Origin of the sequence: Thermosipho affectus (assembly GCF_001990485.1) — a bacterium.
Lineage (GTDB): Bacteria > Thermotogota > Thermotogae > Thermotogales > Fervidobacteriaceae > Thermosipho > Thermosipho affectus.
This window is the reverse complement of sequence record NZ_LBFC01000018.1, coordinates 50,449-62,828: the sequence shown is the minus strand read 5'-3', so window position 1 is coordinate 62,828 and position 12,380 is coordinate 50,449. Positions and strand designations below refer to the sequence as shown.

Annotated in this window: 11 protein-coding genes; 4 read left to right on the top strand and 7 right to left on the bottom strand. The window is 31.8% G+C overall.

Going from position 1 to position 12,380, the window contains the following annotated elements; translation table 11 throughout:
• The first annotated feature begins 306 nt into the window (after positions 1–306).
• The 4 genes from XJ44_RS04640 to XJ44_RS04625 all read left to right on the top strand — a co-directional run bounded on the left by XJ44_RS04640 (position 307) and on the right by XJ44_RS04625 (position 4,513).
• Positions 307–1,560, top strand: coding sequence for a TrpB-like pyridoxal phosphate-dependent enzyme (locus XJ44_RS04640; RefSeq protein ID WP_077198224.1), 1,254 nt, complete (start codon positions 307–309; stop codon positions 1,558–1,560).
• A 214-nt stretch (positions 1,561–1,774) separates the two neighbouring features.
• Entirely contained in the window at positions 1,775–2,749 is a 975-nt protein-coding gene (locus XJ44_RS04635) for a LacI family DNA-binding transcriptional regulator (protein ID WP_077198223.1), read from the top strand.
• Between the two features lie 15 nt (positions 2,750–2,764).
• Positions 2,765–3,649, top strand: coding sequence for a glycoside hydrolase family 130 protein (locus XJ44_RS04630; RefSeq protein WP_077198222.1), 885 nt, complete (start codon positions 2,765–2,767; stop codon positions 3,647–3,649).
• A gap of 48 nt (positions 3,650–3,697) precedes the next feature.
• Positions 3,698–4,513, top strand: coding sequence for a metallophosphoesterase family protein (locus tag XJ44_RS04625; RefSeq protein ID WP_077198221.1), 816 nt, complete (start codon positions 3,698–3,700; stop codon positions 4,511–4,513).
• On the opposite strand, the gene mutL is transcribed toward XJ44_RS04625, so the two are convergent.
• From mutL to XJ44_RS04590, 7 genes are read right to left on the bottom strand one after another with little or no spacing between them, the layout of a single operon-like run.
• Complete coding sequence (mutL, locus tag XJ44_RS04620) at positions 4,437–6,095, bottom strand: DNA mismatch repair endonuclease MutL (RefSeq protein ID WP_077198220.1); 1,659 nt, start codon at positions 6,093–6,095, stop codon at positions 4,437–4,439. The genes XJ44_RS04625 and mutL overlap by 77 nt on opposite strands.
• Positions 6,095–7,462 carry an alpha-amylase family glycosyl hydrolase gene (locus XJ44_RS04615; RefSeq protein ID WP_077198219.1) on the bottom strand — a complete coding sequence of 456 codons (1,368 nt, stop codon included), beginning with the start codon at positions 7,460–7,462 and terminating at the stop codon, positions 6,095–6,097. Before XJ44_RS04615 ends, mutL begins: the two co-directional genes overlap by 1 nt.
• 2 nt (positions 7,463–7,464) lie before the next feature.
• Complete coding sequence (locus XJ44_RS04610) at positions 7,465–7,932, bottom strand: metallophosphoesterase family protein (RefSeq protein WP_077198218.1); 468 nt, start codon at positions 7,930–7,932, stop codon at positions 7,465–7,467.
• Between the two features lie 11 nt (positions 7,933–7,943).
• Complete coding sequence (locus XJ44_RS04605) at positions 7,944–9,173, bottom strand: HD-GYP domain-containing protein (protein WP_077198217.1); 1,230 nt, start codon at positions 9,171–9,173, stop codon at positions 7,944–7,946.
• A gap of 3 nt (positions 9,174–9,176) precedes the next feature.
• The gene (locus XJ44_RS04600; RefSeq protein ID WP_233119514.1) at positions 9,177–10,136 is read right to left on the bottom strand and encodes a sensor domain-containing diguanylate cyclase; all 960 of its coding nucleotides are present in this window, start codon (positions 10,134–10,136) and stop codon (positions 9,177–9,179) included.
• Positions 10,129–11,676: a radical SAM protein gene (locus XJ44_RS04595; RefSeq protein WP_077198216.1), complete on the bottom strand. Its 1,548-nt coding sequence runs from the start codon at positions 11,674–11,676 to the stop codon at positions 10,129–10,131. Before XJ44_RS04595 ends, XJ44_RS04600 begins: the two co-directional genes overlap by 8 nt.
• A complete protein-coding gene (locus tag XJ44_RS04590; RefSeq protein WP_077198215.1) occupies positions 11,654–12,370 on the bottom strand; it encodes a hypothetical protein in 717 nt (238 codons plus the stop codon). Before XJ44_RS04590 ends, XJ44_RS04595 begins: the two co-directional genes overlap by 23 nt.
• Positions 12,371–12,380: the final 10 nt, after the last annotated feature.

The following is a 12,380-nucleotide window of genomic DNA, read 5'->3' as shown; positions in this document are numbered from 1 at the left end:
ATTTAGTTCATAGCTCTATATGCCTATTTGTTTTATATCTCTTTGTTTTTTGAACAGAATCTGAAATTAATTGACAATATCGCTTCTTTATATTAAAATAATAGAAAGAAAAAATTAACAGTTGGTGATATTATGAAAAAATTATCGACAAAAGAATATTTTACCTATTTTAAAAGTGAAAACTTTGTTTGGTGGTGGAACAGTGGCGATTGTCCACCACCTTTGTTGTGGTAAAAATATACTTGAGAGGACAATTGCCGGGCATTATCTGCCCGGCATTTTTTATTATATTAAGGAGGGATAGAAATGAGAAAATATGTACATCTTCAGGAAGTTCCAAAAAGTTGGTACAACGTACTTGCAGATTTACCGTTTAAGCTTGATCCACCTCTTGATCCAGAGACAAACAAACCAATGACTCCAGAAAAACTATTAAAAACATTCCCACAACCGTTATTGGAACAAGAAGTTTCAGATAAGAGATTTATTGAAATCCCAGAAGAAGTATTAAATGAATACTATGTTTTTAGACCAACTCCATTAATCAGAGCAACTTTTCTCGAAAGATATTTAGAGACTCCTGCAAAGATTTACTACAAATACGAAGGAGTAAGTCCTACAGGTAGTCACAAGACAAATACCGCACTTGCACAAGCATATTACAACAAGATTTCTGGCACTAAAACCCTTTATACAGAAACAGGTGCCGGTCAATGGGGAAGTGCACTTTCATATGCGGGATTAAAATTTGGATTGAAAGTAAAAGTATTCATGGTAAGAGTAAGCTATATGCAAAAACCTGCCAGAAAACAACTAATGAATCTCTTTAATGGAGAAGTTGTTCCATCCCCAAGTAATCTAACGGCATCTGGAAAAAAATACGGAGAAGATCATCCTGGAACACTTGGAATTGCAATTAGTGAGGCAATGGAAAAAGTTTTGGAACAAAAAAACTCAAAGTATGCGCTGGGCAGTGTATTAAATCATGTGCTTTTGCATCAAACGATAATTGGACTTGAAATAAAAAAACAACTTGAAAAATTAGGTTTAATTCCCAATGTTTTAATAGGTTGTCATGGTGGAGGTTCAAATTTTGGAGGTACAATATTACCGTTTATCCCGGAAAAACTCTCCGGAAAAAACATAAAATTTTTGGCTTGCGAGCCAAAAAGTTGTCCAACTTTAACAAAAGGAGAATATAAATACGATTTTGGAGACAGTGTCGGATTTACTCCACTTTTAAAGATGTTCACACTTGGAAAAGACTTTGTTCCACCTAAAATACACGCAGGTGGATTAAGATACCATGGAGCTGCTCCTATCGTTTCAGCTCTTTTGAAAAATAAATTAATCGAGGCAGAAGCGTTTGATCAAAACGAAACCTTTCAAGCTGCAAAATTTTTTGCTAAAGTTGAAGGAATAATACCAGCACCTGAATCTGCTCACGCAATAGCAGGAGCTATAAAAGAAGCACTGAAAGCAAAAGAAGAAAAAATAGAAAAAACAATTGTATTTACACTTTCAGGTCACGGATTATTTGATTTAGCAGCATACGTGTAAAAAGGCCACCTCCAGGTGGCCTTTTTTATTTTTTTGTAATGTAAACGGTTACATATAGATACTTAAAGAAAAAACTAGATAATTTGAAAAAAAATTTATATTTTTACGCATAATTTTCAAATAAAATGCATATTTAAATTTTGAAAATATCTCTTAAAGTGTTAAGCTATTTAATACACTATAGAAAACCGCTTACAAAAAAGGAGGATTTTTCGTGATAACAATAGACGATGTTGCAAGAAAAGCTGGGGTTTCTATTGCAACCGTATCACGTGTGTTAAATAATTTAGAAAATGTCTCAGAAAAAACCAAAATGAAAGTTTGGAAAGCAATTGAAGAATTAAATTACAAACCAAAGATTCTTGCTTCTGCACTTGCAAGGCATAAAAAAAAGTTTAAAGTGGGAATTTGTGAAAGTGACAGATTGATAAAAATGGAAAAGGAAAATATATCTCCAGAATTTTATTCTGTTATTTTAACATTTTTAGAAAAAATAGGGGAAGAATATGGCATTGAATTTTGCAAAACAAAATTACTTACTCCTATAGAGTGTGATGGATATATACTTGTAGGTGGTGATACTACGAAAGAAACGGTAAAATACTACAAAGATATCAAAAAGCCTTTTTTGCTTCTGGACCATTACATTCCAGGAGAAAAGGTTAACTGTATTGTCACAAATGGATACGATGGGGCATATTATGCAACTAATTATTTAATAAAGAAAGGATTTAGAAGAATATTTCACATACACGGCCCATTGAATTCATACGGTTTTAAGGGAAGATTCGAAGGATATACCACGGCTATGCATCAAGCAAATCTACTTCCAAAGTATTATGAATACGATGATGTGAAAGATAACATGGAAGATGTAATAGAATTTATGATAAAAAAAGACGGTATTCCAGAAGCTATTTTTGCTTCAAATGATATCACCGCAATGAGAGTGATTAGAGAATTAAAAAAAAGGAATTTTAAAATACCAGAAGATGTATCAATAATAGGTTTTGACGATATACTCAGTGCAAAAGAGTTTGAACCACCTTTAACTACTTTAAAGGTTTTCAAAGATGAGATGGGATCTTTAACCGCAAAGAGAATGTATGAACTTCTTATTGGTCATGATACTCATCCTGTTATGATATCTTTATTTACTAAATTTATCAAGAGAAAAAGTTCTATATAGAAAGGGGCGAAATATGTGAAATTAAAACTTGAAAGACATCCAAAAAATCCTTTATTTGGTCCCAATCCAAATCATATATGGGAAAGTAGATTTGTTTTTAATCCCGCAGTAGTGTTCGATGGAGAATTATTCCATATGCTCTATAGAGCACAAGGAGAAGATATGGTATCAAGATTAGGTTATGCCGTTAGCACAGACGGTATACACTGGAATAGACTTGAAAAATACGTATTTGGTCCATCAACACAAGAAGAATTATACGGAGTTGAAGATCCAAGGATTACTTTCTTAGAAGGATACTACTATATAAATTACACTGCATATTCTCCAACGGGTATTAAAGTTGCAATGGCAAGAACAAAAAATTTCATAACGTATGAAAGATTTGGAACAATACTCCCTGAAAGTCCCAACAAAGATGCCACCCTTTTTCCAGAAAAAATAAACGGAAAATATGTACTTATTCACAGGATCGAACCCGATATTTATCTTGCATTTTCAGATGACTTAATTCATTGGGAAAATTACGTGAAAATAGCATCTCCAAGAAAAAATTACTGGGATAACCTTAAGATTGGTGCAGGTGCACCTCCAATTAAGACCGAATATGGCTGGCTTCTTTTGTACCACGGCGTACAAAAAGCTCCACGAAATATATACAGATTGGGATTTATGCTTCTTGACTTAAATGATCCAACTAAAATAATTAAAAGATCACAAGAACCTATTTTAGAACCCAAAGAAGAATGGGAGATTTTTGGAGGAGTTCCAAACGTTGTCTTTTCAGATGCAATGGTAAGATACAAAGATAAATATTACATTTATTACGGAGGAGCAGATAATTACATAGCACTTGCAACCATAGATACGGAAAAAGTGGAAAAATGGATAAAAGAATAAAAACAAATGATACAATATAATTAATATCCCAAAAAAAGGAGTGAGTTTTTGAAAAAAATTGCATTCATATCAGATATCCATTCAAATCTTGAAGCACTTAAAAGTGTACTATTTGATATCGAAAATGAAAAAGTTGATCAAATATATTGTTTAGGAGATTTAGTAGGATACGGTCCAAATCCAAACGAGGTAGTTGAACTAATTAAGGAAAAAGGTATTATCTCTGTTATGGGAAATTACGACGATGCAGTGGGAAATGAAAAAAACAGTTGTGGTTGTTCATATAATCCTGGCAGAGAGACAGAAATAGGTGATATATCTCTTTCATGGACAATAAGGAATACCAGTGACAAAAATAAAGAATTTTTGAAAAACCTTCCACAGAAGCTTTCTTTAGAAGTAGAAAATGTAAAAATTTTGCTAGTACACGGAAGTCCGCTAAATTATCTTTTAGAATACGTAAAACCAGATATTTCCCAAGAAAGGCTAAAGCTAATTACACAATCTACAAATGAGGATATAATAATCACAGGTCATACACATATTACAATGGCAAAATATCTTTGTGGAAAAATTATTTTAAACCCGGGAAGTGTGGGAAGAACAAAGGATGGAAAACCAGGTGCTACGTACTTAATTTTGGAAATAGAAAATGGAGTGGTAAGTTACAAATTTAAGTTTGTAGAGTACAACATAAAAACAGTGGTTGAAAAAATAGTCAAAAAAGGACTTCCCATTGAATTAGGAGTAGTACTTGCACTTGGTAAAACTTTTGATATGGGAGAAGCTAAATCCTCTCAAAATAACTATCAAGTTCGTGAAAAGTTAATTTTAAAAAAAGAGGTCTTCCATGGGGACAAGTAGTCAGTCCCCTTTTTAAAACTTCCTCAACTAGTTTTTTTGCCTCACTTTCAGTAATATCATATCCTGTTTTTACCGCACTCTTACACGCTTTGTCTGCAATAATGTGTTTCATATTTTTGGGACTATCCCCAGGTAATCTAAATTCATCCAATATTTCCCTTAATACTTCTTCAACATTTGAAGGTTTAATAAACGACGGAACAGAAAGGATCTTTATACTATCATCTTCTATTTTTATATCAAATCCAAACTTTTCAAAATCATTTTTCCTCTCGCTTGCAATACTTAAAAAACTCTTTCCAAATTTTACTTCAATAGGTATCATTAAATCCAACACATCTACTTTTTCATTTAACTTTTTTAATATATCTTCATACAATATTCTCTCATGCGCTGCGTGAAAATCCATTATATAGATACCATCTTCAGATTCAAACAAGACATATCTTTTCCTTAAAATAATAACATCTCTTTTTACTTCCAAATTCCTTCTCTCTATATCAAACAAAGTCTGAAAAATTTGATTTTTTGGAATTTCATTTTCTACCTTTTGCCTATTAATGTAGTTAAGATGCCTTTCTTTAACTTCAAATTTTTTATCACTTACAAATATTTTCTTTGATATAAATTTTTTCAGTGCATTCCTAACAGTTCTTATTATATCCGAATAAATCGCGTTGGGATCTGAAAACTTTACCTCAAGTTTTTGTGGGTGTACGTTTACATCTACATACTTTGGTGGTAAATCTATAAACAACACACCATATGGGTGATTTACCAAGGATTCTCCATATCCATTTTCAAATACATAATAAAGCATTTTATCTACTACATATCTTTTTTGTACAAAAAAGATTTGTCCTGTACGATTTTTTCTGTAATAGTTGGGAGATGAGATAATACCATTTACAAATTTCCCGTTAATATTTGTAAATTCTCTTACCTCTGGAAATATCAACTTAAATCTTTCTTCCAAACTGGAAGATTCTGCATTGTACAAAACATCACCATCGGACTTTAGAGTAAAGGAAACTTCAGGATTGCTCAGCAAAAACTTTTCCACAAATTCTATAACACGCCTTTTTTCAACAGCTGCGGATTTTAAAAATTTTCTCCTTGCAGGTACATTAAAAAACAAATCAAGAACCTCAACAGTTGTTCCTCGCTCAATAGTGGGAAATTCCTCTATCTTCTTTATTTTCCCTCCTATAACTTCAAGTCTATGAGATTCCTTTCCATTATTTGAAGTAATTACAACTCTACTTACCTTTGATATAGAAGATAGCGCCTCACCTCTGAATCCAAATGAATACAAAGTGTATATATCTTCAAAATCTTTTATTTTGCTAGTTGTGTGTTCTTCAACAGAAAGGAGAAGGTCATCTTTTGACATACCTTCTCCATTGTCTTTTACTTTTATATAACTTTTTCCACCGTTTTGGAGTTCTACTTCTATTTTTTTTGCATCGGCATCTAATGCATTTTCCACGAGTTCTTTTACAACTGAAAAGGGTCCTGCCACAACTTCTCCCGCTGCTATTTTTGAAATTACATTTTTGTCAAGTTTCTTTATCTTTGCCATTAAAGCACCTTCGATTCAAATGGTTTTAGGTGAATTCCCTCAAAATGCTCTTCGTGCCCTGCTATATTGTGATATATTCTAAAGGACTTTTCTCCATTTGTAATGGTATACGCTACAACAAACTCACTTGTTTTTAAATCCACTATCCACGAATTTACCATCCAAGTGTTTTCTTTTCTAAACCTTATCCATTGTTTTACGGTGTTAAGTAAACTATCTTCTCTCTTTGATTGCTCCTCAACGGAAACACCTGTAAATGCATAATTAAAACCTATAGATTTCCATAAAGTTTGTCCTTCACCTGAAAGTGAAGCATACCAAGGCATAGGTTCTATTACGTTTTCGGTAAAGTATGGATCAAAAACGCCTTTCATTCCCAATTCATCACCATAGTAAATAAATGGTATACCAGGTGTCGTTAAAAGCATTGCAAAGAAAACCTTTCTTTGTTCTTCTGATTTTACAACAGATGCAAGTCGTGTCATATCGTGATTTCCGGAAAAATTTGAAGGGATATACAACCCTCTATTATCCATTAAAGTCCTTGAAAAACAATCCCATATTTTATGTGTATTTCCATTTGTCATAGATTCCTTTAGGGCCTCTGTAAAGTAAAAATTAAATGAACATCCTATTGTCTTTGCATATTCCATAACTATTTCCGGAGAATCCCATACTTCAGTTACGGCAAATACATCACTTTTTATTCCCCTTGCTTTATCCATTATTTTCTTCCAAAAAGCAATATTTTTTTCATGATTGTAGTGAAATCTCTTGTTTACAGTATCATAATCGTAAATATGCTTTGCCGCATCAAATCTAAAACCATCTACCCCCACTTTCAACCAAAACTCCACAATTTTTAGCGCCTCTTCTACAACTTCTTCATTTTCATAGTTTAAATCGGGTGATGCTCCCCCAAATACTCCATAATACCACTTTCCTTTATATGGATGCCAAATCACCTCATTATCCCAAGGCCTTTTTTCGTTTAAATCTACATCTTCATCTGCCCAAAGAAAATAATTTTTGTATTTTGGATCATCTTCAAGTGCTGCTTTAAACCAAGGATGCCTTGAAGAAACGTGATTTAAAGGTAAATCAATGACAACTCTTATACCATTTTCATGTAAAACATCTACCATTTTTTTGAATTCTTCTAGTGTTCCATACGAAATATTTGTATCAAAAAAATTAATTATATCATATCCATGATAACTTGGTGCTCTAAAATGCGGCATTATCCAAACAAGGTCTACACCTAAATCCTTTAAATAAGATATCTTTTGTGAAAGTCCTTTGAAATCTCCAATACCATCGCTGTTGTAATCGTAAAAAGAGCGGATATAAATTTCATAACCAATCATCCTTAATCCTCCTTAAATACTTCAAATTTTAACTTCTCATTAATCTCCATTATACCGTATGTTTCCATTGCTGTCCCGGGATTTATGAAACGCTTTCCACGAAAAATTCTATCTTCAGGTACATGGCTGTGTCCAAATAATATTACATCCACATCGTCATCAAACCAATTTACTATTCTTTCTGGAATCCTTATATGTGAACCGCTTCCATGTGTAAGCCCAATAACATATCTTCCTATCTTTACCACTCTTTGTGCGGGAAGATAATCTTTTACGTCATAATCATCCATGTTGCCAAACACTGCGTAAAAATTTCTATTTAAAGATTGCAAATACAAAACTGTATTTAAATCAACAAAATCACCCAATGCAAAAATACCATCACAGCTTCTAGAAAGCTCAACAATCTTTGGGTGTATTTCCCTATTTCTAGTGGGAATATGTAAATCGGAAATTACCAAAAACTTCACACACTCCCCCCTTAAATGGTTATACCATTTATAAACTGATCAATGTTTTTTTGCACATCTGAAATATATGGAATATTTTTAAAATCCATATCTTTTTTCAACACTTCGTTTAAAACATCCACAGCTTCAACAGACAATGTACCTTTTTTTGCCGTCTCATAGGTTATTTCAAAAGCCTTTTCAGCACTAAAACCTTCCCTATATGGCCTATCTTCAAGCAATGCAGAAAAATAATCTGCTACCTGAAGTATTTTATCTTCAAATTCCATATTATCAGAAATTAATCTAAGCGGATATCCCGTTCCATCACACCTCTCCTGATGTCTTACAGCGGGTAAATACCAACTTTCATTCAAATAATCGTGTAGGATAATCATAGAATAATACACGTGTTTTTTCATTATCTTTATCTCGCTTTCCGTTAACTTTCCTTTTTTTTCTAAAATACTTATAGGCGTTGTTATCTTTCCAATATCATGGTACAATCCCGCTAAAAACATGGAGTCTTTATCCAATGAAGCTACACTTGCCATTTCACGTGCTACCGTTGCAACTCTCCATGAGTGATCTTTTGTAAATTTGCTCTTTACATCTACTATAAATGAAATTAAAATCCCCAACTCAACTAAGAAATCTTGGTCTTTTCTTATATCTATAAATTCTTGGATTAGCTTTTCCTTTAATATATTACGTTTTATATCATCCAATATCCACATCACGTACTCTTTTTTTATGCATTCTAAAGCTGCATCAAAAACTTCTTTAAAAAATCTATTTTTTATGGATAAAATTGGAAAAAAGAGATCGTCGTAATCCACATCATCGTTAATAAAATGGTACTTTGATATTTCTTCAGATATTGAAATAACATTCGCATAGATATCATCTTTAAATTTTTCATCCAAAAACTTTGGAACAGCATGGTGCTTTAGGATGATATCCGAATATTCTTTTAGTGAATTTATCTGGCTTATTATAAAACTTCCTATTATAGTATGCATTCTTGTAAGCTCATTAAGACTTGATACATCATGGAGTAAAAGATATGATGAGTTGATATCATCCAAAACAAAACCTTCATGGGGAATTAAAACTCCAATATCATGTATATATCCTGTTATAAATGCCTTTTTATAATCAAGGGAAAGCAATTTTGAAATCTCAGATGATAGAAAGGCTACTTGAAGAGAATGTACACCAAAATTTGGAACTAGATTTATCGTATTAAAAAGAATCTTCATCTTTTACTCCTTTTTTTTTTCTTCATACATTCTAAGATCAGCAATATGTAGTATTTCCCAAAGATCCGTTCCATCATCTGGAAAGATTGCATATCCACAAGAAATTCCCAAATTCACTTTCTTCCCATCGATAATTATATCATATTTTTTAATTATATTCTTAATCCTATTTATTATTACATGTATTTTATCCACATTTTTTGTTATGATTATAAATTCATCTCCTCCGTATCTTACCACTTGATCAGTGGATTTTAATACATTTTTTAATCTCTTTGCCACGACCTTTATAACTTCATCGCCAAATCTATGTCCATATGTATCGTTTATAGATTTAAATTTATTTAAATCACAAAAAATTAATCCAACCCTTTCTTTATTACTTTCGAAAAATTCTTCTATAAAATGCCTGTTTTTTAAACTTGTAAGTTGATCAATATACTTTTGATAGAATAGTTCCTTAAGCTGTCTAAAATCAGATGCAATTTGGGAAAAATTTCTTTGAAAATTATCCAAAAATAGCTTTTCTTTTAGTCCAAGTCTTTTTATCTTAAAATAATCTAAACTTAAAACACCATATACTTTAGAATCAAAAAGCAATGGAATCCCTATCCAAGAAGAAATTCTATTATTTGGTACCCAAGCCCTTGTCTTTGAAACGTCTTTTATATATTTCCACCTCTTGGTATTTAAAACTACATTATACAATGCAAAATCTTGAAAAGAAAGTTTTTTTTCAATTTTTTCAACATCAAACCTTTGGTAAAAATCAGATACAGCAACAAACTTTACCCTTTCTTTATCCTCCACTTCCAAAACAGACCATGCGTCAAATTTTAAAATGGGTAATGATTTATCCGCTAACTTATGGAAAAACTTATCTACACTTTCATCTTTTAAAACTTCCACAGTTGTTTCCAGTAAAATTTTAGATGTCAAAAGGTCAAAATACGATTTAATCAACTTGTCCCTCCAATACTTTCCATAAAGGCTGGTTGAAAAATTTTTCTTTTAACATTTGTGCAGTTGATTTTCCTATACCCGGAATTTTTGTAAGCTCATTAATTGAGTAATCGCCTACTTTTCTTTCCATTTCAATTGCCGTAATGGACCTTCTTCCATGATCCACCACATAAACATCTGATTTTCCTTCGAAAATTCCTATAACACCTATTAGAATAGGGTAAGTGCCAAGAGGTCTTGCAAACGTTATATTTCCCTCTCTAAATTCAGAAATTACATTTCGAATGATAGTTCCTTTTGGAAATACTTTTCTTAGCATAGGGGCATCTATTTCTCTTCTAATTAGATATTTATAGTGGTTAAATAACTTTTTATTTACCTTAAGATGTTTTCTCTTGCTCAAATACCACATAGGCGTATTTGGTACCAAATAAAGCTGCCTTAAATTTATCCTTCTTATCAATACATTATCATTTAAGTATTCTTTTAATTTTTTGTACAATATCTCATAGGACTTTTTTGTTTCACCGTATAAACCAAATATAAAATTTAATCCTGGCAAAAGCTTTGGTACGCCTTCCACCCTTTTTCCACCAACCTCGTTTACAAGTCTTATTGCAAAATCTATATCATCTACACTTCCTTGGATATTATTCTTCTTTCTTACATTTTCGTCAAAACTTTCAATTCCAAACGAAAAAATATCACCTGGTGTGTTGTAATTTACGATTATTTCTATTGCCCTGGCACTTTCTGGATAATATTTTGCTATAAATCCCGGGTTTGCATTGTCTGTATGCAATACTTCCAACTCAGGCGCTACATCTCTAATTCCATTGTACAACTCATTTATTAATGAAATATTAATTTTTGATGAATTTTTGTCAAATCCGTATGCAAGTATATTTGCACTTCTTCCTAGTCTAAAAGCCCTTACTCCGCACTTATAAAGGGCTTCGACTTCATCTACTATATCTTTTACAGGTCTTGATGAAAAAATTGGGTGTAAAATTGGCTCACTGCAAAAAGTACAATACGTTTTTCTTTCACATCCCAATGAAACTTCAATTTCACAGATAACGTCTGGATATCTCGGATGTTGTTTTACAATCTGTGCACCTTCTATAGAAACTTTCCTAATTATTTCGTAGCTTACATTTTCAAATGCATACTTTAAAAAATCTTCAGCTACATCATCTGCTTTTGTACTTTTTAAAAATTTCACAATTGCACCTGTTAAAATTCTAAAAGGCTTTTTGTTTAGCTCAAATAGCTTTTCGATTTCATCTATCGTTATTGGTGTTCCACCGATGTACTTTCCAGGAACTGTAACGGAGGATAAAATAACCATAACATCGTAATCGTTGAAAATTTGCCAATTATCTTTTTCTCTTATTTGGTCTATAGTAGTATATGTTACTTCAAAGCCTTTTAGCAACAAAGTGCCCGCTATATAGCGGGCGTATGTGCTTATATATGGTGGAACTCCTAAAACAGCAGGTTCATCCACATATCCATCAATTAACACGGCTGATTTCATTTTTTATTTCCTCTCTTGTCTCTTTACTTGATTTTTTTATAGTTAAATAAAATGAATCTATCTTAAATTCCCCGTATTTCTTCGAGATTTCAAGGATAACTTCTTCACCATTTTTATCTATTGCGTAAATCTCAAGGTTATCTTTTGAAATCTTTGGTGTAAACCACAAAAATTTATTTAAAATACTGTATATTTTATAAGGTAAATCACTTTCATCAGATAATTTTAAAGAAGATAAAATATCCTCAAATGTCTTTGTAGTTGGAAGATAAATAAAGTGCATCTCAGTTAAAATATTACTAAATTTTCTAACAATTTTCGTAAGCATTCCATTTGTTTTTACTGCTTTTATTGTAAACAATTTTTCTGCAATTGTAATTTCTCCATTAAAATCCCTTGAAAGTTTATGTGTATCAAGATACTTATAAAACACATCCTCCAAGTCATTTATAGGTGGTGAAAGTTTTAACTTTTCAGTTCCAATGTAAAATTTTCCATTTAACTTTACCCACGTTATCTTTTTTGGAACTTTTACAAAAACTATTTTGTTACCATCTTTGCAGAAAACTTCCTCATACCTTACCATTTGAAGTTGATCTTTGTAGTATTCAAATATCAATCTAAATGCATGATAAGATTGTGGGAAAATGTATACAGAAATAAATATCGAGAAAAAAAGAAAAAATCTTTTCACTATTTCACCT